A 25242-nucleotide genomic window follows, 5' to 3' on the forward strand; every position below is an offset into this window, starting at 1 on the left:
TCTTTTATTCTAATTGTTTTCTATAAACAGAATCTAGAGTTTGTCTTTCCATACCAACCAGCCGTTATTGCTGCTACCAATACAGAAATCTGCGGCAGTACTGGGGCTTGAAAAAGTTTTATCCGATGTTAATACCAATATTCCGTTCTCGTTGGAAGTGTAATCTTGAAGCATCTTTTCTCGTTTTTCTTTCCAGTTGAAAGACGGAACCATTGTTTGGGCAACAATACTCCCTTTTAGGACTGTAAAGCCATCGGAACTGTAGAAGCCCTTTGCATTGCACCCTCTACCTTTGGTGTAGAATAGATGTTCCTCTTTGGGTTGTGATACTTCAAAGATATTGCAACCGATAAATGATGCCAGAAATTTCACATCTTCAAAAAATTCATCCATTGAATCTTGTTGATGCTCTGGTAGATTCGGTGCTTTAGGGATTTGTTTATTATCGCTTAAAACAAAAGCGTTTGCTTTCTTGGCTTCAGCTATCGCTTTATGTTCTAGGTATTGCACATCAACTTTAGTCATATCGGCATCTTTCGATACGAATATAAGTGCTTTTTGCCAAAACACCTTCTTGCTGTCGTGGTCTTTCACACGCTCTTTAAAATTTTCCGTTTCACCAATGTATGCCTGCGGCTTAGTTGATTCATCTTCGCCCAGTAATATATAAAATGCAGGTTTCTGCAACTTCTCTTGAGTATTCAGATAAGAGAGGTTAGAACGTGGCACGACAAACATCTGGCAAATCTTATTGCTGATGAATGCATATTGAGTTCCTTTCGGGTCTCCGTCTATGAGATATGTTGTTACTGTCTTCCCCATAATTATCTTCTGTTTTCTATTGTTCTTTTATTTACGCCGCAATCACCCTACTGATTAGTTTTACATAATCAATAAGTGCTTTAGGGCTATCACGGAAGATAGCTGTGAACTTATTGAAAGGTGGTTGCTGCAATACAACAGTGGCAATATCGCCATTCTCACATACATAGCGGATGAGTGTACGCAGATACTCCTCTTGCATACGGGTTAGTTCCGCACCATGAATCAATGCACGATATTTCTCTAATGCTGCTTCCTGTTCTATACCAATGATGGAACGGATGAAAGCAGCCACGTTATGCTGATAAGGCTTTGTTTTTGTTTGTGCATCAAATTCTTCTTTGGATCCTAATTCTTCCCAGAAAATTTGTTCCAATCGAGCAATGTCCTGTTCAGACAACGGTTCAAGGTGGTATATCTTCTGCAAAGTGTCATCGTCTGACAGATGTTCTTTGAGGTAGTCCTCCACCCTGCGGCGATAGGTACGGATAGGGGTTATATTAACACCTGAATTATCTTCTTCAAAGGTATCCGTTACATTGATGGTAAATGTTTGTCCTGCCGTGCCGCCATCCAAGTATTGGATAAGCTCACGAAGCTCCCGTCTGATGCGTTCAAGCGAGCCAAGACTTTTAGATTCCCAGAAATGAGCGGACAGCACCTCGTTCAGCACATCCATCTTGGCCATCACTTGCGGAATGGAGGCTTTCTTCTCTTTGAGATAACCGGCTATATCCATTATTTTCCGCTCAGATGATGTGGAGTTGACCGTTTCATCAACCAATGCAAGTTGAGATTTAAGTACAAGAGCGTCAAACTTTAAAGCAGAAGTGTCTGTCGTTGCATTTTTGAATAAAGGTGAGATATTTCCTTTCATTGCCGCCACATCACCAAGAGTCAAACAGGTCATAGCTTCCGGCATGGCGTATGTTTCTACAGCTCTCAGTTGAAGGCGCACATCAATCCGATTTCTGTTCAGTTCGGCTACCTGCTTGTGTAATATGTCGGCAAGGTTGTCGTGAAAAGCCTTTGATTCCTCCTTACTTTGATACGCTCCATCCTGTAAGGCGAATTTAATATCCGTGCGAAGATTAAAAAGCAGGCTTACGATGGATTGCGATTTGGTGGGCTTGGCACCTTCGGGGTTCATCTCAAAATATTCAAAGTTTCGATAGAAGTCGAAGATTAAAAATTCTTCCTTATCTCTGCCTTCGCCAAACAGGTTCTCACACAGACGTGTGCCTCTGCCTATCATCTGCCAGAACTTTATTTTGGAGTGGATAGGTTTGAAGAAAACCAAGTTTACGATTTCAGGCACATCAATGCCCGTGTCGAGCATATCTACAGATACGGCAATTTGTGGTTGCTTTTCTGCATCAGCAAACTTGTCAATCAGATCGGATGAATACTTTTCATAATTATCAATCACTCGGCAGAAATCCGCTCCTAAGTCGGGATAAAGGGCTGCAAACCGTTCTGCTATGAATACGGCGTGCTTGTGGTTGTAGGCAAATATGATGGTTTTACCTATCAGGGTATTGTCTTTCACCCGGATGCCGTCGTTCATCAGCCTATTCAGCACATGGTCAACGGTATTTTGGTTGAAAATGTATTTGAATATCTCCGTTGCGTTAATGGTGCGGCTGTACGGGTCATCTGGTTCTAATCCAGCTTTCATTTTCTCATACTCGAAAATCTCTTCCAACTGTTTCCGCTCTTCCGGGGTAAGTTGTTCAGGGTCAATTCCTGTGGTCAGAATCTTTGAGTTGTCTTTTATTGCTCTGAATGGGTTCAGATAACCATCTGCTACCGCTTCGTCATATTCGTAGCTGTCGGTCGGTTCGCCCTGCTCCATGCCGAACAGGTCGTATGTAGAGCGGTCAACTTCATCACGTGGAGTTGCCGTCAGTCCTAAGAGCAGGCAATCGAAATACTCAAAGATTGCTCCATATTTACCGAATACACTGCGGTGTGCTTCGTCAATGATGATAAGGTCAAATCTGCCTAATGAGAATGTTTTTGCATCCCTGTCCAGATGTCCTATCATGGTCTGATAAGTGGAGAATAGGATTCGTGCCGATATATCCACATCGCTGTCACGCAAGGAACTGACCGTCATGTTGGGCAATAACTTAGTGTAATTCTTTTTTGCCTGATTGACCAGTTCGATACGGTCGGCAAGGAACAGCACGTTTTTCACCCAATTGTTTCGCACCAGCACATCCACGAGCGAGATGCTGACACGTGTCTTTCCTGTTCCGGTAGCCATCACCAATAGGGCACGTCTATGTTTGTTGTTATAATGCTTGCAGACAGACTCAATTACTCGCTTCTGATAATTGCGGTTGGTTATTTTATCCGAAATCTGCAAGTCGGTAATGTCGTTACGTCCACGTTGCGCTATCATTCTGCGCAACTCGTCAATAGTGTGGAATCCCATCACTTTGCGTGACGGATAGCCGATGCCGTCTATTATGTGGGTTTCAAAACCATTGGTGTAATAGATAACCGGACGAGGACAAGCGTAGCGTGTTGCCAGACAGTCGGCATACAATTCCGCTTGGTGGCGACCTGCTGCCGCATCCACACTGGTACGTTTAGCTTCCACTACTGCCAGTGGCGTTCCGTCTGCATCAAACAATACATAGTCCGCATATCCCACACCGCTCTCATTGGGCATACCCTGCACTTCTATCTCTGTTCCGGCTTGACGGGGGATGATTTCGCCCTTATGTTCAGATACTTTCCAACCTGCCTCGTGGAGCAACAGGTCGATATACAGTTTCCGGGTTTCCGCTTCCGAGAGGTCGTTTACAACAGGCTGTGCATCCACCGTTGTAGGTTGTGCATCTGAACTTTCTTTCACCGCTTTTGCGGCAGTATCGGCAGTCTGCATGGTAGCAGAAGATGCTTGCTCTGTTTGAGGAACAACGGCAAGGTTGCTTGGTTGGGGTGATTGGGGAATCAGCTCTTTGTCAAAGTCTGGCAATGTGTCAATCACCTGCCAAGCCAATAGGATGGAACCAATGATGTAATAGAGATTTAGTACAGCAAAGAAAGACTCTCTGCGCCCCACAAATCCGTCACTGGCGTGTGCAGCATTGTTTCCGATTTTGCGCACATAGTGAATGCGCTTCATCAAGTCTTCGCTGTCTATAAATGCCGTGAAGCGTTCATCGGTGGTGAGCGAAAGCAATGAGGCACGTTCGCCTATTTGCCATCCTTTTAGGCGATAAACGGTCTTTACCATCGTTTCCAATGCAAGTCGTGCCTGCGTGGCTGAAACCATTGGATTAGCTACTTGAAAATCCTCTGCCGTAGCACAATAACGATAAATTGTTCTTAATCCGTCAATGTCTTTTATGATGTCGAAATTCCTCATAACTCAATCATTCTATAAATTTCCAATAACCATCCTTGTCCGATCCGATGCGCTGAATGACCGTTCCATTCAATTTCTTGATATGTCGTGCAACAGTGGCACGGCCGATATTCAGGAGTTTGGCATACTCATCGTATGTATATTCAGGATGTTCTTTAATGGCTGCAATGAGTCGGGTTGTGGTGTCTTTAGGCGTTGCAGTATCATTTACAGTATCACCATCTTCTTTTACAGTATCATTCATGCTTTGTTGATACTGTAGAATCCGATTTTCAAGATTGGTGATATGTTGGGTGAGCATTACATTTTGTACAATGGTGCTGTCTTCCTGCTCACGACTGTCAATCAAAGCCTGAATGTATTCGCCTTTAGCCTCTTTTGTAACAATAGACGGGATAAGGCCTAACTGTCGTTGTACGATGTTCATCAGCAATCGGGTTGTACGTCCGTTGCCATCAACCCACGGATGAATGGTGACAAGCCGAAAGTGCGCTTCAAAACTCAACCGATAACATGCCGCTATATCGCTTCTATCTACAGATGCCAGCTCTCCGTTTAACCAATCGCAAAAGTCGGCTGTTGCTTTAGGTACTTTTTGAAATGCCAAATAACTTCTGCCTCCGATTCCGGCACTTACATTGCACTGTCGCAATTCTCCTTTGGAGGAATCGAAACTGCCGCCCATAGTGGAGTATTCCGAACCTGTACGGCGCATGACTTTGGCAGACAATTCGCACAAAAACTCAACTGTATATGGCTGTCCTATTTTCGCCCATTCAAAGCCATAGAAGTATGCGTTTTTCAAATCCACATTCATCATCTGCTCGTTCAGGCTTCTACCTTTGGCTGCAATTCCCTCGTCAAACAACAGCTGGTTTTCTACTTCGGTAACAGTCGAACCCTCGATAGCCGTAGAATGAGTAATAAGAGAGTACAGGTAGAATTTTTCATAATCCACCTGCTGGTCTATCCCCGAAGCTGTATATCGGCTGATGGTTTCTATCAGTTTCTTATCAATCTCTTTCATACCGTTGTCTTGTTTTAAGAGAAATAATATTGCATTCGTTCTGCCATCAGGGTCTCGGTTTCGGCTAATTGGTCGCGGATTAGTTCTTTTTGCTTTTCGATGGCTTCGACTTGGCTGACGAAGTGTTGCTGAAGTTTAATGGGAGGCACTATCATATCAAACTTTCTAATCATAGCAATTGAGAGGTATGCAATAGTACTTCCATTTTGTGCTTTCTCAATTTGATTCTTGAACAAAGACGATTGAAACATAAATCCAAGAAAGGCAGATAAAACAGTTGACTTAAGATTTTTCAGCCATGTAATCATCCCATCTTGAAAATAGAAGCAATCTTCGTCCTTTACGATATAGCATAACCCTAACGTTCCTCTTGATGTTATTAATAAATCGCTTTCATTTGGAACTAATTTTTGGGATTTTAATTCCTCGTATTTAGCCTGCGAGATAAATATTCCAGTATCGCTATATCCATATTCAATCAAATTAGGAAAATCACTAATTTTATAAAATGGAATACCTGATTTTGTTTGTTCGGATTGGTATATTCTTTTGCTAGAAGTGACTTCACTTATTTCTCCTATCTTCATAATCTCCCATCCTTTCGGATTAGTTACAGGGTCGCCAAACATATCAAGGAAGATAGATTGAGCGAGGGCATCAAGGTCGGTAATCTGCGTTTTGTAGCCGTCAATCATTTCTTGCACTGCATCCAATTCTGATGCGATTGTTTGTTGCTCAACAAGTGTTGGAATGACAATTTGCACTTTTTGCAAATTGGCTCTTGTTATTTGAGGTTGCGCAGCCCCTGTAATGACTTTACTATAATCAATAGCAGATACAGCTTTCCCTAAAAAAGCAAAATCTAATAGATTTTCTTCTTTAGGGTGAACCACCATTGCATTACCATTAATCCATGAGAATGGTTTACTTATATTTATTGTTCCACAAGTCGCTCCACGACAAGTAATAAGCACTTCTGGAAATTTATGATTATATTCATTGTATTTGCCAATAACTCCATTAGCACCATATACAAGATATTTGCCATTAGAGTCCAAACAACTTGTTGCTATTGTTTTAGGTTGATAAAGATTGCATACCTCACCTAAAAAAATCTTTTGCCACTTTGATTTATCCACTCTCATACCCTACGAATTTAGCAGTTTCTTAAACTCAGCAAAGGCTGCGTCAATAGCCTTCTGTCTTTCCTCCATTCGAGCGATAATAGTTTCCGGTGCTTCATATTCAATAACTTCACGCTCCACTTCGTGATAACGCTTATAACTAAGGTCGTAGCCATTGGCACGAATTTCATCGGCAGTGACAAAAAATGACTGTTCTTTGCGACTGCGGTCGGTTTCCGCTTCGAGGTTATGGAAACGGGAGATTATATCAGGTATGTCATTTTGTTCAGGCTGAGGAGTGCGCTGCGTGGTGAGTGAGAATCCATCGGCACGCATATCGTAAAACCAAACCTTGTCAGTACCGCCTGTACCTGTCTTAGTAAAGATGATGATAGCGGTAGAGACTCCGCTATAAGGTTGGAACACACCGGAGGGCATCGTGATGACGGCTTGCATACAGTGCTTATCCACTAATGCGGAACGTATAGTCTTATAGGCTTGCGCATCACCTGTGAGAACCGTGTCCGGTACAATGGAAGCACACCGTCCGCCCGACTGAAGCATCCGCATCATCAAGGCAAGAAACAGCAACTCCGTTTTCTTGGTCTTGACAGCCGCTTTCAGCGTGTGCGCTATGTCGTCAGTGTCAAGGCTACCTGCAAACGGAGGATTGGCAAGGCAAAGGGTATAGCGGTTTGTATCGTTGTTCTCGTCAGACAGCGAGTTACGATAATACAGATTAGGCTCGTCTACATCGTGAAGCATCATGTTCATGCAACCGATGCGGAGCATGGAAGCGTCCGAATCCGAACCGTGAAATATCTCTTTGCGGAAACGGTCTCCCTCTCCTATATTAAGCAAATCATCACTCTGATGCTCTGTGATAAATTTGGCTGCTTCCATAATAAAACCCGCAGAACCCATTGCCGGGTCGCAGATGGTATCATTAAGAGTGGGTCGCATCAGTTCCACCATCATGCGGATGATATGGCGAGGGGTGCGGAATTGTCCGTTTGTACCCGATGCTGCCATGATGCCGAGCATATACTCATACACATCACCCATCATGTCAGCCCCATCGGACGTGATATTTTCAATACTTTCGATGACACGCGATAGCAGGCGAGCATTGGTAATTTGGAAAACAGTGTCTTCCATTGCCTTTCTATAAGCCGAACCCTCTTTCCCAACATGACGCAAAAAGATAAACACATCGTTGCGCACCCTATCCAACATTTTGGTCGGTTCCATTTCTTTGAATACGTGCCAACGCATTTCGTGGTAGGGTACATCTTTGTCGGTGGATGGATTGCGCCACACTCCTTCGGGGAATGTTGGGTTAAGCAAAACATCGCCCGTAAGATTTGCTATCGCTTCCTTTTCACGTTGCTTGTCGTCAAGCATCTTCATAAAGAGCAGATAAGTTATCTGTTCAAAGATTGCCGATGGTTGGGTAAAGCCATTGTTCCAGAATGTTTGCCATACATCATCCACCTTTTGTTTTATATCGCCTGTAATCATATTGTTCTTATGCTAATTTTGTTTCTACTTTTTTACAATCTCTTAAATTGTGGCGTATGCGAATTAGGTTCAGTCTGTGGTAAATTGACTTTTAGCATTACGGGCATTGGAAAATCTACTCCCATAAGTATAGCCTCTCCTGCACCTAATACTGGTAAATACGCCAATGTTGATTTATTTGCAGCAGAACAAGCACTTTCTACCGCTTCTTTGTCTTTATGATTTATTAATCGGTGAACTAAAAAAGTACCCATTTGGCTTAAAGTTCCCAATGGAATATCTCTTGGCATTTGTGTTGCCAAGCAAAGGAATAAGCCATATTTTCTACATTCCTTTGCTATGGAATCAAAAGAATCTAAACGCATGGATTGAAAATATTCATCTTTAACTTCTTTGTTCAGAAATTGGTGCGCTTCATCTGCAAAGAACACAATAGGTTGTGTCTTGAAATCTCCTTTTCTTGCTTTGTTAAGTAAGAATTTAGCTATGGCATTAGCTAATATTTCTCTTGTTTGAAAGTCATAGGGAACATCTTCAAAACCGATACGTAGAATGTGTTTTGACTTGTTGCTTATAAAAGATTCAATTGTCTCACACAAATCTTTTTTAGGCTCTTTTCCTATGCCAAATATTTGCTTAAATGCTTTGTCTGATACCTTACTATATATACGAATAATTAGACTAGCGATGTTGTCACTTGTTCTTTTGTCAACATCTCCCCACATTTCAACATTACTGCCATTACTTTCATATACGGCTTCCTCCTTTAATTGGATTACAAGTTTTGTTAAATCAAATTCAGAATTATCTTCCTCTATTTCTGCCATATATTTCGTTTCAAAATGTCTAAAAGCATCTTTATAATGACATTTTTTTCTAATTATACCGCCTACACACGTTATGAATTTATCTGTAAACTTAGGATGATAAAATTTCCCATCTTCTGGTAATTTTTCGTTTTCCTCTAAACACTTTGCCAATTTAAGTGATTTTATCGCATCTAATAATTTGGGCTGTTGCACTTGTCCCGCAGGTCTGAACAATGCGAACCAATCTCCAACGGATAAACGGGAATAATGAAAGTAGCTATCTTTATTTATAATAGCACTTTCTACATAATCTTTAGAATCAAAACCTGAATATTCTCCAGTAGGATCTATGATAATAGCTTTAGCCTTGGCATTTGAAATTCCTTCAAGTAGTTTACTTGTTGTATAACTCTTGCCTCCTCCAGTAGTTCCAACAATAGCACAATGGCGACCAAACAAAGCGTCCAAAGAGATTTCCACAGGAGTTGTTTTATCTTGTGTCAATACACCAAGTTTCATAAGGCATGGGGCAGTATTTTCTTTTTTTACGCCGAATCGTTTAAAGAAACTTTGTATGAAGTAAGAAGCGCAAACAAATACTTTAGCTCCAATTGGAGGTAGTGTGTTAAGTCCACGCTGTATTTCTTCTGGATTTTCAAAACTAAAAGACAATAGAATTTCAATGTATCCTATGGGATGCATTTCATTAGTTTCAAAAGACTTTTCGCTTAGTTCCAAACGCTCTTTTTCAGGTAATTCTATTCCTTGTATTTTTCCTAAGAATCCCATTTGATGCCCTTCTATTACTACATAGTTGCCTACTAAACCGCCGTGATATAGTTCACCATACTTGAAAAAAGGTTGTAACAAAGCGGAGGAAGGGAAATGTACCTTCACTCCTTGTGGAGTTACTTGATTGATAAAACCAATAAAGTGCTCGTTTACAAATGGATTATAATTAGTTCCCTTCATTGACAATTTTCACTAAACGATATTCATCGGATTGGTCATATATTTTGATGTTTGGATAAGCGTCAACAAATTCTTTAAAAGTTTCATTGACCATCATTATATTACCTCTTTCACCAGCTTCTTTATAGAAAATGTCGCTTTCTATGATACCTGTGTCCCTGTAATTGATAATGATAAGTTGAAAACTTGGATTTTGTTCCAAAGCTTCGTTTATCATGGATAATATGTGCTTGTCACCAAAGCTAAATCCTATAACAACCAATGTAGTATTTTTCATACGTAACGCAGCTTGAAAACGAGTCATCATTTCAAAAAATGGTTGTTCGTAAGAGTGTTCATATTTATTTTCTTGCGGAAAAATCATTAATGAATCTTCTACAGAAATTTCTTCTGCCTTATTTTGGTAAACGTTGTTGCCTCGTTTTTCCCAATCTACCGAACCATGTGGTTTGTATAGGTGGAAAACTCGTGGAACAAAATTGTCCTCGTTCTTAATTCTGCTACCATCACGAATTACGATATCGTAATCAAAATGTCTTCCACTGAATATCCGTGGAATGGAAAAAGAGAATCCATCTATTATTGTATAATTCCCTTTTCGTGCAGCTTGCTCAAATAGGGTGTCATAGTTTAAGGTAAATAACTTTACCCTTGCAATAGAACTTTTTCGTTTAGTAATCTTGTTAAGAAATTTTTCATGCACACTGGATGATTCGGAAGATGTTATTTGTAGATTGCAATTATCTTTAATCATCTTCTTTATTTTGCTAACGGTATATGTAATATTCCATTCTTCTTTATCTGTTTTGAAAATCGGTTCTGTGATATAATCTTTTGCTTTTTCTGCTAATGAAAGGACTTTTTCTAGGTTTTTTCTATATTCGTCTTTCTCGTCTTTGTCAGTATATCTGACTTTTTCGCAAAAGGCATCCATATTCTGTTTTCCACCAAGCAAAACCGTAGCATCATCCCATAAATTACACATAAGTTTGCCTTTCTTGTCATTCTCTCCAAAAAGGTAGGAAGAACCTGCACCAGTAAGAAACAAGAGATTCTCAATTTGGTAATTTAGCTTCTTTCCATATTCTTGACGTTTTAATTTGTGGGCGTAGTTTTCTATGTCAGTCGAGATGTTGCCTCTGCTTTTGCGTTTGGCAATAAGCTCTTCTGGAAGTATGGAAACGACTCCATTCTTTATATCAGTGAACGAATCTCCTTCTTTCACTAAATAAAGTGTAAATCCATCTTTTTTTAAAAGACAGATATTTTTAGTTTGTTCTTCTTGCTTCTTCATACTACTCATCTGTCTTTTATTAAATCTTTCACATCAATATTCAATATATCAGCAATTTCAAATAGCACTTCCAAACTTGGTTGCCGTCTGTTGCATACATACGCATTGACTATACAGAAACTCTTGCCGAGTTTCTCGGCCAGCCAAGTTTGTTTGATACCTCTTTCTTCAAGTACCTCTTTTATCCGATTCATAGGTTTATCCATCGCTTTATTTTTTACAAAAGAAATCTATAGTCAAATCAACCATTAATGCAGTTATTGTAACTCCACGCTTTGCTTCATCATTCTTGATAGATGATTTTACAACAGAAGAAATGAAACTGGTTACTAAATGCAACATCTTGTTGACTGGCTTATCTTCCGGTTTATTGTTAAGTGTTGCATCTATACTTTGTAAAGCTGTAATTGCTGCATTTGCTTTTGAAAAATTTTCATCATCCGGTGCAATAGCTTCCGCAATGCTTACTGCATATTTAGATACCGCAAGTATATCGGCAACTTTCAGTTGTTGTCCATATGGGTTTTGATATAAGACTTCTTCTTGCCTAAATATATGATTAGGCTGATAAAGAATATTTTGCGCATATGTGTAATGGGTTCGATATATATTGCGAATATTAATCTCATTTTGTAAGGCTTTCAAACATCCCACAACATTCATTCGCAATAATGTATCATCTTTGATGTTGTCAATGGAAGTTGGTAATATGTCAGGCAAAATCCCATTAGAGAGCATTTCCTGTTTCGTCTGACTTTGTACCGATTCTGCAAAATTAGGGATGCCTATATAGCCTGTAGCAATATAGTGACTTATCATTTTATTTCTATCTCCCAGCATATACGCTTTATAAAGATTGGAATATGCTATTTCCAATCTTAAAACTTCATTAGCTTGTTGCTGTTCAAGTATGCCTATTGCGTTCATATATTTATTGTTTTTCCGTTTGCAAAGATATAAAATTATCTGCTATATAAAGAGAAAAGGAGAGGAGAAATCCCCTCCTTAACTCAAAATCAAATGTCAGACATTCAAATCTTTCATCGCCAATCCATAGTTCTCTTGTCCGAACAGATCTTGATGGATGAGCTTCAACCCAAGAGTCTGATAATACTTGTAGTCATCACCTTCTGTGCAGAGGTATTTGTAACCGTAGCGTGGCATGTACTCCTTAAAGAAACGAGTCAAGTCTTTGAGGCTTTCGGCTTGGTTCTTCTTGAAGTTACTACGCACAATGATGATGCTCCAGTCGGGAAAGTTGCCTCTTCCTTCGCTATACTCCCAGAAGCGTATGTAGCAGTCCAAATCACGCTCACGGATGTCCACGCAAAAGCCATTGGCATTTTGCATCACGCTACAACTGTTTCTGTAGCCAAATTTCTCACACAAGTAGAGATTGAAATCAAGAATCAAATCGTTTTGTAACATAATTGATTGAATTTAAAAAGTTAATAAATAGTGAATTATAAATGAAAGCCTCGCTTGCGCTTAGCCTTTTTCTTTTTCATCAGGCGATTGAACTCTGCTTCTTCTGCGGCAGTGGCATCGTATGATGAACTGCCATTCAACAGACCAAGACCGATACTTGAGCCGTTGTCGGATTGGGAAATGCTTTGCTGCACTTCTTCATCTTTATGCGTGAACCCTTGCTTGGGGTATTCAAATGAAGAAGCACAAGCATTCTGTTTCAATCGGTTGTCGATATTCAAATAGCTGAACTCCCGACTGACCTTTGAGCCGGAGAAAGAAAAACCGTCATACTCAAACTTGACACCCTGTATTTCCCGTGTAGTCCGGCTGACCTTGAATTTCATATCAATGTCACGGTCGGCAAGGGCTTCTTTCAGTTCATCCCAATTTTGAGCTTTGGGCAGCTCCTCTTTCAACGCTTTGTATATCTCGTGCTTTGCCCGGTCGTATGGACGCAAGCGTTCCTCCTTGATATGGTCTTTGCCGTTGGCAAAGTGCAAGCGGTATTTTGCCGTCAGCATCTTACACACCTTTTCATTTCTGTGGAAGTCGTTCTTGTCGCTAATCGTCTTACCGTCATTGTCCACACGATTGAAAACGATGTGGCAATGCGGATGCTCACGGTCGATATGCCGGGCGATGATGTACTGCGTGTTTTCGATGCCCATCAGTTTCATATAGTCATGGGCGATTTGCAACATCAACGCATCATCAGACTTCAGGCGTTCGCCATCTTCAGGAGAGAAGTTGAGTGAGGTGTGTCCGACAATATTCTTTACCTTATCGTTGAGCAACGCCTGTAATTCAAATTGCTCTGCCATCTGTTCAGGTGTACCATCCACTCCGGCTGCTTCCAACAACTTGGATTTCTCCTCTTTCAGAACATACCGGACACAACCACCGAACGATGTTCCTTTGGTTTGCTTACCTATCATCTTTCAGTTGCTTTATAAGTTGGTTAATACGCTGCGCCATCTCCTCGCATCTTTTGGCAACGGCAAAGAAGCCGTAGGTGTTTGCCTGCTTCGCCAACTGGTTAAGATTGGTGCTTTCACCTATCAACTGACGGATGATGTGGATATGCTCTTTCGTGATTCGCTCACGTACCGTTCCATTCTCAATGAGCGAACGGATGACTGCACTTTGTGTCTGCTTGCTCCGTCTGCAAAGCGCACCGAGCCATGCGAATTGGTCGTATGACAGGCGGAGAGTTATCGTATATTTCTTTTCCATTTTGAATTGCTTTTAGTGAATAATTTGAGACCATCGGGAGCTGCCTCCTCAGGCTTTTTGAGGAGTAAGTGGTCGGGAAATGTAATACACCGACATTAACCTGCTACAGTAAAAAAGTCTCGATTCCTCTCCCTTTGTTCAAAGTCTGAATCCTCGTTTCTTTGGTGGTGAAACCTTTGGTTGAGGGATGTCTCGTTGTACGCTGATGAGCTTCAAATCGAATGTCTCTATCAGTGTTTTCAAGTTCGGATTCCTCTTAATCATTTGTTGGAGTATGGCTTCATCGGGGCGTACTTTCAACAGATAATCGGCAATGTCGTATCCCTCTTTCCGTTCATTCTCGGTAGCTTTGGCTTCCAGATAATCGAACAGTTGCACATTAATTCCATAGCTTTTCATCAGACTGATTTTGCTCTGCCAATAGTCGGTTGCTCCCAAATCGGGAAATAACACAACGCTTCTTCCTGCAAGAACGGACAGGCTGTTAGCGTTGAAACAACCGTTCTTTCCACCTGATGCAATCCATAAGAATTGGGGTAGGTGGTAGGATGCAATGATTGCCGTTTTTTCGCTTTCGACTAATGCAACTGGACGGCTTTTGTCTTCTGGAAGCAAATGTTCACCGAAGAAACATTGTTTCAAATTATAGTCCTCCTTATGCAGTACGGAGTGTACCCACGTGACATGATTGTACGGTTCTTTTATCCGCTTACCTGTTGTCGGATTGTAAAGCATTATCTTACCAGTGCGGACTCTGTTCTGATAATCCATTTGCCAAAATACGGTTGCACCGTCCCAATGTTTGGAAGTACCTACTTTGTATTTCTTCATCAGTTTTAATGTTTCCGCTTCTCCGAATTGGGCCGATAAGAATTGGAACAGTTTATTCTCAGGATAGCGTTGCAATGACTGATTGACTATATCCAAATCAATGTAGGAAGTGGCTTTCGGCTCGACTTCTTTTATAGGCGCATAGCTCCTAAGGTTATCCTCGGACAACTTTTCTTTCTCAGAAGGATGCCGTTCAAAGTAATCACGGGGCGTGAAGTGATAACCACATTTCTGCTCGTGGTCGCAACGCCCCACGTAATCAGGGAACTGGATTCGTTTCTCCGTATCAATGTATTTGGAAAAACATCTTTTGCGGTGGCAGTTCGGGCAAGTATGCCGTGTGCAGACACCTTTGTAAGGTTCTAAAATGAATCTATGTGTACTCATTGTTTGTTTCTTTTTAGGTGTGTCACTTTTGTCGTTATTGTCGTTTTCGCTTGGAAAGTGTCAAAACCGACAAAAATGTCACGGGTTAATCTTTGAATATTCTCCATGTTTCTCTTTGCGGAACAGAGTCCCGATATTGTCATTGAGAAATCGTTGAAATGTCCGCTCCTTCATCCCGTTTTGCTCGGCTATCTGTATGGCTTGGGCTGTCGTAAAGGAAGGAGGCAGCAGATTGACTATCACCTGTTGCTGGCTGTTAAGGGCATTCTCATTCAGAATATTTTGTACGCTCAATGCGGACTCTTTGAAATACTCCGTCAGTTTAATGGCTCTCTCCACCGTCAATAGGTCAATACAAGCCTTGTCACACTCTCCGCAAGTCCATCGTGCCAGTTGGATAATCAGACAAAAGCGGATGATGTATATCTCCAACTTGCAATAGATACTCACGATGGTGTCGTTCGTTTCCCGGTCGCACAACTCAGAAAAATGGTGCTGCCATTCATAAAGCCGTTTCTTGGCATCCTCCGTGAAGAGAAGAATTTGTGGTTCTATCTCTCCAAATTCATTGAGGACATACTCTTGTTGTATCAGCTTATCAATAATGGCATTCCATTCTTGTTCGATGTTCTCCGGTAGTTCCTTGTCATTCCAACGAGCCTTCTGTTGCAGATTGGGCATCACAAACAGAATGCGGTCGATGAATCCGTTACTGGAACGTTCACCTTTAGCCAACTCACTGAGAATCTTCTTTTGAATAGTACCAATAACTGAGATATACGGTCGCTTGATGAAGATGGAACTCTTGGCATTCTTGCGGTCGGATATAGTGGTCTTGGCACTGAACACCGACAGCCAGAACTGTTCTTCCGAACCGTTGTTATAACGGTTGAAGTTCTTGAACCAAGCGGACAATTCATCAGCCCATAAGCATAAACCTCGTTTGTTTTGCGCATGAATAAGACTCAATCCCTCAGGTGTTACATCCGAAATCAAGAAGCGTTTACGGACTGGTTCCTGTGGAAATTGTTCTTCACCGCTTTCCGTTCGTTCTTTGCGGCTCATACTCATCAGCTCATCATACTTGGCAAGAGCCTTTTCAAAGACTTGATTTTGCTGATAGTCATAATCAAGAAACGGCTTCATCGCAAAGCTAAGCGGATGGCTTTTGTTTGCTCCCGGTCTTCCGATCAATGCCATATACAGAATAGGACTTTCTATCCAGCCTTGCTTGATTTGGGCAAGATGCGTGTTGCCGATGCCAACTGCAATCGCTGTAAGAATTGCAGAGGCAATGTAGTCAGTCGGGTAGTTATGGCATTCGTGAACCTCACTGATGATGCGTTGGATTTTTGTCGGGAATATGCTGACAGGAAAATCAGTGCCAGCCAATCGCATACTTAAATCAACCGCTTCGTCAATGATGGATGCCGGATTAATAGAGGATGTATCCATAGTTCTACTCATTAAAACTTCATGGATGATTTGGACTTATGACGGACACCGCCTTGCATATTTGCCAGCATCTCCTCGTAAGTCTGTTCTGCACTCTTTCTACGCCCGTTCTCAATCCAAGCAAGAAGTTCGTCCTCATAGAAATAGAGTTTCTTTCCTTTCTTGTAAGCCGGAAGCAGCCCTTTGCGTACCAATGTATAGATGGTAGGCTTTGCTTTTCGGATGATACGGCAAGCATCCTCTATTTCTACCAACACATGTTTGTCAGATGGCTGTGGCTGGAGTTCCGCTACCATCTTTTTCAACTCGATGACCTGTTCGGTCAGATAACCTACCGCTTCGGGCAGCTTATCAAATGTTACTGTTTCTTTTTGCATACGTCGCTCGTTTTTAATTGTTCGACGGCAAAGGAAACAGGTGTTTCAATGGTGGAATCATTCACCAAAATATAACTGATGAATAACTTTTTGATGTAGTTGGTAGAACAATTGCGAAGATTTGTATATCTTTGCGGCGTATTAGTTCTTTGATAGACTGAGAAGGCTTTGGAGACTAAATTATGCTAAAACCTAAAGCGAGCAATCGCACCAAGTCATTGGTAAAATGGGGCGGATATAGTTTTGAAGTATGGCAGAATGGAGATAAGAACATCTCATATAGTTCGTTCATTATTTCCGATTGTCGATATATGTAAGATTCGTATCTACTTCATTATTTTGTGTCCATTTTTTAGGCACGTGAAAATAGAGAGTACAATGGAAGACAATGTCTAAGCATATTTTAGTTAGGTCATATTGATTTTAGGCACGTGGCAATATTGCCCGAACTAAAATTAAATGCTTATGACTAAAAAAAAGAAGAAGCCTTCAAAGAGAGGGAAGAAGGCTAACAAAAATTCCCTCCATTGTTCTCCAATGATTGTAACACAGGAGAAGAAGATAAAAAATTTGGCAAAATGGATTAAAGCCATTGCTGAATTTATAAAGGCATTGATTCAATTATCAAATGCAATGAAGCCTTTGATAGAATGGTGCAAATCTTTTTTTGAATTGTTATAATCAACTCTCTAATTTCTTTTTTTTGATGATAACAAGCGAAAAATATTTACTATATATACTGGGTGTTAATAAGGAACAGTTGGATTACTTGTTGACACATATAGAAGATTATTATTATTCTTTTGAAAGAGTAAAATTTAATAAGTTTACTGACAAACCAAAGAAGAATAGTAGTGGAGAAATTGCCACTAGACAAATAAACTCGTCTAAAGGAAAACTAAAAGAGGTTCAAACGCGTCTTTATGATTTTATGTCAAAGCAAGTTGAAATTCCTCAATATGTTTATGGTGGTGTTCTGAGGAAAAATAATGTGCGTAATGCTCGTCTTCATCAAGGAAATAAATATATATTTACGACAGACTTGAAGTCATTTTTTCCATCAATTTCTCATAAGCAAGTTTTTCAAATGTTTCTTCGAGAGGGCTGTACGCCTGCTATAGCAAGAATATTAACTAAACTAACTACTCATAAATATCAAGTTCCGCAAGGTATTCCAACCTCAACTTTAATTGCTAATTTGGTATTTAAACCCATAGGCATGGAAATTGACCAGTTAGCAAAGGAGCATCATATTAAATTTTCAATGTTTGTTGACGATATAACTTTATCATCTAAAGTTGATTTTAAAAATCTAGTACCTCAGTTCCTTGCAATCATTAAAAAGTCTGGATTCAGAATCAGTCACAAAAAGACACATTATCAAACTAAAAATCCTATTATAACAGGTGTAATATGCCAAAACAACCGACTTCTTGCTCCTTTGGGTTATAAAAAAAAGATAGCAATACTATCCAAGCAACTCTCAACGCACGAATCTATAAAGAATAAGCTACAAGGAATAAAAGCGTATTTGTCAATAATTGAAAAATCAAGTTCGCTTTGACTATTTATGTTGTCATTATATGTGGTGATTTTATGCTATTCTCCTATTCAATTTAATCTTGCATACGGATTCCGTGTGCGACATTTTACGTTCAATGGTAGATATTTCCGAATCACTGAGGGTATGGGCAAATACCCTCTTTATAAATGTGGCAGTCTGTAAACGTGGTTTGCCGAATGCCTTACCGATATTCCATCCAAAGTGCATAATGTCGATGGTCTTTAATTGAGAATCTACCTTTATAGGTTCGACTTTAGGCAAAGAATCTGATAAGTAGTATTCTGTAACATATCCACATAAGCGATTAAGGTCAGTTTCGTTAAGATAGAGAGCCAAAGTTTGTTTTATATATGTGAGAACTTTATCTAATTTTTTTTGCGATGCTCGTTCTTTTTCAGCCATAGCGGTAGCGTGGTATATCTCATATTCTGTTGGCTGGCTGGATTCTTCTATGGGAGTATTATTGATAATAGAAGATGTGGCTTCATTCTTTGGAAGCTCTGTACTGTCTTCATTGGATTCTGAAAGCGAGAGAGTAGAAACTTCTTCTGTGGTGTCAGATGGAGTTTCATTTTCGATTTCAGATTCTGAAACGATAGATTCTATATCTGCTGCACTTTCAATAACTTCATGATGTTCTATTGGAATTTCAGCTACCACCGTTTTGTTGCGATAGCTCTCAAATCTCATAAAGCATCTTTCTATTGTTGGGGAAAGGAGTTGTCTGAATGCTATTTGCAGATTGAGATAGATTGCTCCAATGACAATAGAGCATACTACAAGAATAAGGTAGCTGCTGAACTCGTCCCAACCATAGTGAAGTACGGTCTGACGGGCTAAAACACCAATGATTGCGATTGTACCAAAAACAATCAGATGCAATGTTATATGTTCTATCTTTCTCTGTTCCATAGTGAGATGTATTAATCGTTTGTGTGCAAATATATAGGATTAATTTTTGAGAAAATCCATAGTTTTGCTTGTTAATGGGCTTTTGACGATATATTTCATCACTTTTCACCACGTTACACTCCTAATAATAAGCGTATTGCAAATTTCTTGTTTTTGAATGAAAATAGCTGGGTAAATAGACTTGTGTATCTTAAAAACAGAAATTATCTGCATCATTTGGGGTGAAACAATGCAGATAATCAATAGGGTATAGAGATATAGCTTATTAGCAATACAATGTATGGTTTGTACCCTTGTTGAGATATAAAAGGATGTTGTAATCTTGATTATGAGCGACTTTGTTTATTAGCCATTCTCTGAATACTATGGAATGTCCGGTGTCTATTTGATAAGATAAGGCTACAACCATATCGAGATTATACACATCGGCATTGTTCCCATTCTCCAATTTGATGTACTTACAAACTTCGTGGCTCTTCAAAATATTGGTTTTCAAGATTCTCTTGATTGCTGCATGGATAGCTCCAGCCGTTGTATAAAACAAGTCTGCAAGTTCCCAAGTGGTCATCCATAATTCGCCATCAGAAATATGGATGCCTAGCCCTTTGTTGGTTATGATTCCTCGTTTCATAGTTACAATTTACTTGAGTGATATTTTATTGGCTGTTTCTCGCTTCTTGGAATTGACCAAATCGGCATATATTTGAGTTGTGGACACGTTCTTATGCGTTAGCATCTTTGATACTGTGTAAATATCTGTACCTAAGGATATTTGTATGACGGCATACGAGTGACGAAATCCGTGGAAGGTTATCGGTTTCGTTATTCCTGCCTTTTTGAGCCAGCTTTTCAGTGGGTAATTAATCATACTTCGCTTCAAATCCTTGAAAACCTTGCCTGTTCCGGGTGTGCCGCATAGTTCGTAGGCTTCGTAACTGATGGGGAGTGTCGCTTCCGTCTGGGTTTTCTGTGTTCTGATACGTAAACAATAGCCTTGGTCGGGGGCGATAGTGAAGTCTTCCCATTGCAGGTTTAGAATATCACTGATGCGTAAACCTGTCAGACAAGCAAACAAAGAGGCTGCTTTCAATACGGGGATGTCGCAAGGAGTGGCTGCGAGTTGCTTCACTTCGTTCAGAGTCAGATACTCTTTCTTCACATCTTGTGGCTCAATCTTATCAAGATAGTCATTGATGTTCTCACGAAACCATTTGTCCCGATAGGCAATCTTCAATAATCCTCTGAAAGTAGAGTAGTAGCCGGATGCCGAATTGAGGGATATGGGTCGGTTGCTATGTTTGAGTTGCTTGGCATTCAGCAAGTATTCACGGAATTTTTTGCATAAGTCTACATTTACATCGCCAAAGGTACATTGTCCCTTGACGAAGTTGTAGAAATGCTGATAGACGAATTGCCATTTCTGGTCTTTGTTCCGACACATCTTCTTGAAATAGGCGAGGAAATCGGCTTTTTGCTTGGTCTTATCCAAGAAACCAAATTCTTCATTGATGAGTGATTGTACCCGGATGCAACGGATTGCTTCTGCTTTGTTCAACATATCGTTGTTGAGCTCCCGTTCCATTTCGTTTTTGGGGTGGGCATAGATGTAGATACCGAGGTATTCCCTGCGGCTCATCTGCATCGTTTCGGGGTTACGGACTGCCGGATAATAATCCAGATACAAGGAAATACGATTATTCCTAATCGCTCTTTGTCGAACTGTTACTTTTGTACACGTGTGTGACATACTGTTTAATATTTAGAGTTTTACATTTGTTTGGTGCAAAGGAATAGAGTGATTTAATGGTGGTAACATTCACCGATAAATAACTTATTCAATCTTGGGTGCTTCAAGTAATTTATCTAGTTCGGGTTTGGAGATAAGCGTGTATTTGCCCTTCTTGACCTTTGGGATATTATGATACTTCGCATAATGATAGAGTTGGTCACGAGTGAGGTTGAACTTCTCCATCGCTTCGGCTACCGTATAATATTGCGGTTCTTCTGGTATGGCAATTCCCTTGGCTATATCTACGTGCTTCTTGGAATAGTACACCATGATGCCCTCTTTCTTCTTGGGGATGGCATTCTTGGAAACGAAACAATAGATGGCAGATAGGGTCATGCCGAACTTCTCCTGCATTTCTTGGGAGCTGTACCATTCGGTAATGTCTGGATTCGGGGCTTTCTTGGCAAAGAAAGCGTCAATATGTTTCTTGCTCCAGTAGGTCTTACCACGATTGAAAGTTCGGGGGATGTTGTTCTTCTTGGCTACCACAAATATCCATGACTCGTTTACATGATATTTCTCTTTGACTTCTGCGGTGGTGTAGAAGTCGGTGATAGGGGCTTTCTCAATGGGTACTCTCTTTTTGTATTCCGCTGCATTTTCAAACAGAAGCTCTATATCTTTTCTTCTGACTAATGTCTTACCTTTGAATTGAACTACTTTTATGATGTTATCTGCCATATAGCGATAAATACTGGCTCGACTAATCCTTAAGAGTTTTGCTGCTTCAGGTGGGGTATAGAATTCCTTGTCCTCAATAGATGGTTTTTCCGTCTTTATTGAGAACTCTTTTTGATAAGTCGCTATACGCTCTTGCCTAATCCGTTCTTTATAGGCTGCATTGTTGCACCTATGAGAACAATAGTTCGTAGTCGTTTTGCGAGCTATGAAAATTTGCCCACACCATTTGCATTTCTTCTTGATTTCGATGTTGCTGCTCATTCTTTTCTCCGTTTATTTCTCCAATTTTGTTTCAGTGCGTCTCACCACGTCTCACTGTGTCTCAAATCTCTACTACCTTGCTGGTGAGAAACAAGGCTTTAACAAGCGAGCAACAAATGCGGTACAAAAATGAGCTGAATAAGCCCTATAAACGATAACTATCGCTTATAAGGCTAAAAAGAAAGGCGTTCAAAATGAACGCCTTAATAATCGTTGATGATATATGCTAATCGTTGGTAATTACCACCTATTTCCCGATACAAAAATGTTGAAAGATATTCTGAAGTACCATATCATTCGTAACCTCACCAGCAATGTCCGAAATAAAGAAGATGCACTCTCGTATGTCTTGTGAAAGAAAATCTCCGGAAATCTGCGAATCAAGTCCGCTTTGTACTCTATGAATAGCTTCCAAAGCTTTATTTAAAGCTTCGTAATGTCTTACGTTTGTCACAATAATATCATTCTGTGTCACTGTAGGCAAGTGTGCGGCATCAATAAGCATTTTTTGTAGTTCACTTGTGTTCTCTCGTTGTTTGGCCGAGATGAAAATAGATTCCGTAGATTCTTTGGGGAAGTCTTTTAATAAAGACTGTAAATTCTCTTTTTGCTTGTCTTCGATCAAATCAGCCTTATTAAATACAACAATTAAATGTTTTCCTTCACAACGCGGAATAATCTTCTCTGATAACTGTTCGGTTTGAGAAGTGGCATTTACAGCATCTACCATCCAAAGAACAATCTCTGCTTGATCTAACTTTTGGAAAGTACGTTCGATACCGAGGCTTTCGATCGCATCATTGGTTTCCCGGATTCCGGCCGTATCAATGAAACGGAAAGTGATTCCTCCGATGTTGATAGTATCTTCAATCACATCACGCGTTGTTCCATGTATATCACTGACAATCGCCTTATCCTCATTCAATAATACATTCAGTAAAGTCGATTTTCCGGCATTCGTTTCACCGATAATAGCCACAGGAACACCGTTCTTAATAGCATTACCAACACTAAAAGAATGAGCCAACCGGGAAATGACCTGTTCGATTTCATCTGCCAGCTTTCTCAATGCCGAACGATCGGCAAATTCCACATCCTCTTCGCTGAAATCCAACTCTAGTTCAATCATAGAGGTGAAATTCAACAATTTGTTGCGTAACTCCGTCAGCTCTTTGTTGAAACCACCTCGCATCTGGCTCATAGCCAAACGATGGGTGGCAGCAGATGAAGAAGCGATCAAGTCCGCCACAGCCTCTGCCTGACTTAAATCCATCTTTCCATTGAGAAAGGCACGTTGCGTATACTCTCCTGGTTGGGCGATGCGGCAACCATTCTTGATAAGCAGTTGCATCACTTGCTGGAGAATATAAGAAGAACCGTGGCACGTGATTTCCGTACTATCTTCTCCCGTGTATGAATGAGGAGCACGGAAAAGACTGACGATCACTTCGTCAATAATCTCGTCCCCGTCATAAATACGTCCGAATGTCAAAGTATATGGTTTTTGCTCACTCAATAATTTACCAGTCTTGGCGGGCTTGAATATGCTGCCCGTGATAGAAATAGCTTCCGGACCGGAAACGCGGATGCTTCCGATAGCACCGCCCTGGGCGGTAGCGATAGCGCAGATCGTATCTTGATTCATTGTTTTTTCTTTTTGGATGAGCAAAGATAATTGTTTCTAAGTAAAAAATAGAAAATTGAGCACAACTTGTGCTTTATTTGTTTATGTTTACTGTCGTACAGTGGTATACCAAACAAAATAGAACAATAATGCTTATGGCACCAGCGATCAATTTATATTTTCCGAATGAGAAAAGCGGACTCATACGAGAAAACTACTAGGAAATACTTTCTGTGCTTGTAGCTCATTAAATAGCTTTGTGGGAGTATGATATCATTACGGGCAAAGGCTTCTTTTCAGAATTGGGGTAGGGGAGTACGTACAGGATGTTGTCGGTTAGGAAAAGATGATATGGTTGTAGGCATCGTAGGAAACAGGCATATCTCTGTCGAAGATTACGCTTTCGCAACGATTGATGAATTAGAATATCCGAAACATCATCAGGAGAGATTTACGATTGGTTATTGATAAAAATCAAATTAAAAATAACTGTGTGATATAGTGACACTATCCTCCTTGGATAACGTCACTATAATCGTATCATAGCGTTACTATCACGGCTTCATAGTGACACTATGTTGAATATAGACTAAATGATAAAAAATAGAGCAGCCTAACAAGTCCCTTATTAAGAATTTCCCCCCACGCTACAAGATATAGCGTGGGGGAATTTCAATATTTGGAACTCGTTAGGCAGCTCTATAATTCTATTCTAACGATTACAATTTTATTCTTTCAGAAGAGCGTACCTCTATATTCTGTCAAGTACAGTCTTAATCAGTGCATCAATTGTATTCTTATATCCTGTATTGGCCTCTTTAATAAGTCGGTTGGCTATCACCATACAGACAGTCATCGCCTTGTGTCCCATTAACCGGCTAAGTCCTGCCAAAGCCGAACTTTCCATTTCGAAGTTGGTAATCTTATAGCCTTTATATTCGAAAGATTCAATTTTGTCATTCTGTTTCGGATCTGCCAATGGAACACGAAGTTCACGTCCCTGCGGACCAAAGAAACCTCCAGCAGCTATTGTTACTCCACGTACCATGTCCTCTTTGGCAATCCGGTCAATCAGTTCTTCGCTAGCATCAATGACATAAGGGGCAGGCGCGCACATATTTCCCGACCAACCCATGTGATTGAGGAACGCACGTTCAAAAGGTAAGTCGCATACAGCATTTCGTCCGGCATAGAAATTCAGCAATCCGTCAAAGCCGATAGACTTTTGCGAGCACACAAATGTTCCGACAGGAGTGTTGGGTTGTAATCCGCCACATGTGCCGATACGTACTAATTCCAGCTGGCGAAACTGATCCTTTTCTTCGCGGGTATTAAAATCTATATTGGCGAGTGCATCTAGTTCATTCATCACGATGTCAATGTTATCGCAGCCGATTCCTGTAGAAACCACTGTAATCCGTTTACCTTTATAAGTACCCGTGATGGTTTTGAATTCGCGGCTTTCCACTTCACATTCTTTGTTTTCGAAATGAGAAGCTACGAGTGCTACACGTCCGGGGTCACCTACCAGAATTACTTTGTCTGCCAACCATTCGGGCTTTACGTGAAGATGGAATACTGAACCGTCTTCATTGATAATCAATTCAGAGGATGGAAAGTACTTTTTCATGTTATTGAAAGGTTTTAGTTTTATAATAGAATTTGTATCTATAAATAGAAACGCCGGAACCGGATTTAAGTTCAGAA

At 40.4% G+C, this 25242-nt stretch carries 23 protein-coding genes and 2 pseudogenes; 4 read left to right on the plus strand and 21 right to left on the minus strand.

Annotated elements, in window-relative coordinates; genetic code table 11:
* Positions 1 to 4: 4 nt before the first annotated feature.
* The 15 genes and pseudogenes from A4V03_RS04160 to A4V03_RS04230 all read right to left on the minus strand — a co-directional run bounded on the left by A4V03_RS04160 (position 5) and on the right by A4V03_RS04230 (position 16704).
* Positions 5 to 822 (minus strand): annotated as a pseudogene (locus tag A4V03_RS04160) (GIY-YIG nuclease family protein).
* Between the two features lie 31 nt (positions 823 to 853).
* The gene (locus A4V03_RS04165; protein ID WP_065538062.1) at positions 854 to 4204 is read right to left on the minus strand and encodes a DEAD/DEAH box helicase family protein; all 3351 of its coding nucleotides are present in this window, start codon (positions 4202 to 4204) and stop codon (positions 854 to 856) included.
* 7 nt (positions 4205 to 4211) lie between these two features.
* Complete coding sequence (locus A4V03_RS04170; RefSeq protein WP_065538063.1) at positions 4212 to 5231, minus strand: Fic family protein; 1020 nt, start codon at positions 5229 to 5231, stop codon at positions 4212 to 4214.
* Positions 5232 to 5245: 14 nt separating this feature from the next.
* On the minus strand, positions 5246 to 6376 hold the full coding sequence (locus A4V03_RS04175; RefSeq protein WP_065538064.1) for a restriction endonuclease subunit S: 1131 nt from the start codon (positions 6374 to 6376) through the stop codon (positions 5246 to 5248).
* A 3-nt stretch (positions 6377 to 6379) separates the two neighbouring features.
* Positions 6380 to 7876, minus strand: coding sequence for a class I SAM-dependent DNA methyltransferase (locus A4V03_RS04180; protein ID WP_007665823.1), 1497 nt, complete (start codon positions 7874 to 7876; stop codon positions 6380 to 6382).
* 32 nt (positions 7877 to 7908) lie between these two features.
* Positions 7909 to 9657, minus strand: coding sequence for an ATP-binding protein (locus tag A4V03_RS04185; protein WP_007665821.1), 1749 nt, complete (start codon positions 9655 to 9657; stop codon positions 7909 to 7911).
* The gene (locus tag A4V03_RS04190; protein WP_236588671.1) at positions 9644 to 10951 is read right to left on the minus strand and encodes an SIR2 family protein; all 1308 of its coding nucleotides are present in this window, start codon (positions 10949 to 10951) and stop codon (positions 9644 to 9646) included. Before A4V03_RS04190 ends, A4V03_RS04185 begins: the two co-directional genes overlap by 14 nt.
* 5 nt (positions 10952 to 10956) lie before the next feature.
* Positions 10957 to 11157 (minus strand): helix-turn-helix domain-containing protein, encoded by a 201-nt coding sequence (locus A4V03_RS04195; RefSeq protein WP_007665817.1) that lies wholly within the window; start codon positions 11155 to 11157, stop codon positions 10957 to 10959.
* Positions 11158 to 11161: 4 nt separating this feature from the next.
* Entirely contained in the window at positions 11162 to 11878 is a 717-nt protein-coding gene (locus A4V03_RS04200; RefSeq protein WP_007665814.1) for a hypothetical protein, read from the minus strand.
* 96 nt (positions 11879 to 11974) lie between these two features.
* Positions 11975 to 12379, minus strand: coding sequence for a hypothetical protein (locus A4V03_RS04205; RefSeq protein WP_007665801.1), 405 nt, complete (start codon positions 12377 to 12379; stop codon positions 11975 to 11977).
* A gap of 35 nt (positions 12380 to 12414) precedes the next feature.
* Complete coding sequence (locus A4V03_RS04210; RefSeq protein WP_007665799.1) at positions 12415 to 13356, minus strand: relaxase/mobilization nuclease domain-containing protein; 942 nt, start codon at positions 13354 to 13356, stop codon at positions 12415 to 12417.
* A complete protein-coding gene (locus A4V03_RS04215) occupies positions 13346 to 13654 on the minus strand; it encodes a MobC family plasmid mobilization relaxosome protein (protein WP_007665797.1) in 309 nt (102 codons plus the stop codon). Before A4V03_RS04215 ends, A4V03_RS04210 begins: the two co-directional genes overlap by 11 nt.
* Positions 13655 to 13792: 138 nt before the next feature.
* The gene (locus tag A4V03_RS04220; protein WP_036633150.1) at positions 13793 to 14872 is read right to left on the minus strand and encodes a DUF6371 domain-containing protein; all 1080 of its coding nucleotides are present in this window, start codon (positions 14870 to 14872) and stop codon (positions 13793 to 13795) included.
* 78 nt (positions 14873 to 14950) lie between these two features.
* Positions 14951 to 16327 carry a DUF3987 domain-containing protein gene (locus tag A4V03_RS04225; RefSeq protein ID WP_065538066.1) on the minus strand — a complete coding sequence of 459 codons (1377 nt, stop codon included), beginning with the start codon at positions 16325 to 16327 and terminating at the stop codon, positions 14951 to 14953.
* Between the two features lie 11 nt (positions 16328 to 16338).
* A complete protein-coding gene (locus A4V03_RS04230; RefSeq protein ID WP_008760305.1) occupies positions 16339 to 16704 on the minus strand; it encodes a helix-turn-helix domain-containing protein in 366 nt (121 codons plus the stop codon).
* Positions 16705 to 16886: 182 nt separating this feature from the next.
* Between A4V03_RS04230 and A4V03_RS21435 the strand changes: the two genes are divergently transcribed.
* The 3 genes from A4V03_RS21435 to A4V03_RS04240 all read left to right on the plus strand — a co-directional run bounded on the left by A4V03_RS21435 (position 16887) and on the right by A4V03_RS04240 (position 18268).
* Positions 16887 to 17021, plus strand: a complete 135-nt coding sequence (locus tag A4V03_RS21435; protein ID WP_255343988.1) for a hypothetical protein — start codon at positions 16887 to 16889, stop codon at positions 17019 to 17021.
* Positions 17022 to 17169: 148 nt separating this feature from the next.
* Positions 17170 to 17385, plus strand: coding sequence for a hypothetical protein (locus tag A4V03_RS04235; protein WP_005795746.1), 216 nt, complete (start codon positions 17170 to 17172; stop codon positions 17383 to 17385).
* Between the two features lie 25 nt (positions 17386 to 17410).
* Positions 17411 to 18268 carry a reverse transcriptase family protein gene (locus A4V03_RS04240; RefSeq protein ID WP_005795743.1) on the plus strand — a complete coding sequence of 286 codons (858 nt, stop codon included), beginning with the start codon at positions 17411 to 17413 and terminating at the stop codon, positions 18266 to 18268.
* Positions 18269 to 18298: 30 nt separating this feature from the next.
* On the opposite strand, the gene A4V03_RS04245 is transcribed toward A4V03_RS04240, so the two are convergent.
* From A4V03_RS04245 to mnmE, 5 genes are all read right to left on the minus strand, one after another.
* Positions 18299 to 19180, minus strand: a complete 882-nt coding sequence (locus A4V03_RS04245; RefSeq protein WP_065538067.1) for a mobilization protein — start codon at positions 19178 to 19180, stop codon at positions 18299 to 18301.
* 265 nt (positions 19181 to 19445) lie between these two features.
* A complete protein-coding gene (locus tag A4V03_RS04250; RefSeq protein WP_065538068.1) occupies positions 19446 to 19811 on the minus strand; it encodes a lipofamily protein in 366 nt (121 codons plus the stop codon).
* Between the two features lie 9 nt (positions 19812 to 19820).
* A complete protein-coding gene (locus tag A4V03_RS04255) occupies positions 19821 to 20927 on the minus strand; it encodes a site-specific integrase (protein ID WP_065538069.1) in 1107 nt (368 codons plus the stop codon).
* Positions 20928 to 21011: 84 nt separating this feature from the next.
* The gene (locus A4V03_RS04260) at positions 21012 to 21911 is read right to left on the minus strand and encodes a helix-turn-helix domain-containing protein (RefSeq protein WP_065538070.1); all 900 of its coding nucleotides are present in this window, start codon (positions 21909 to 21911) and stop codon (positions 21012 to 21014) included.
* Positions 21912 to 22158: 247 nt separating this feature from the next.
* Positions 22159 to 23556: a tRNA uridine-5-carboxymethylaminomethyl(34) synthesis GTPase MnmE gene (gene mnmE / locus A4V03_RS04265; RefSeq protein WP_065538071.1), complete on the minus strand. Its 1398-nt coding sequence runs from the start codon at positions 23554 to 23556 to the stop codon at positions 22159 to 22161.
* A gap of 291 nt (positions 23557 to 23847) precedes the next feature.
* Between mnmE and A4V03_RS04275 the strand changes: the two are divergent.
* A pseudogene (locus A4V03_RS04275) lies at positions 23848 to 24003 on the plus strand (NAD(P)-dependent oxidoreductase); the annotation flags it as partial.
* Between the two features lie 283 nt (positions 24004 to 24286).
* Here the strand turns inward: A4V03_RS04275 and A4V03_RS04280 are convergent.
* Entirely contained in the window at positions 24287 to 25165 is an 879-nt protein-coding gene (locus A4V03_RS04280) for a nucleoside phosphorylase (protein ID WP_065538073.1), read from the minus strand.
* Positions 25166 to 25242 lie beyond the last annotated feature (77 nt).

The sequence above is a fragment of the Bacteroides caecimuris genome (assembly GCF_001688725.2).
Classification (GTDB): domain Bacteria; phylum Bacteroidota; class Bacteroidia; order Bacteroidales; family Bacteroidaceae; genus Bacteroides; species Bacteroides caecimuris.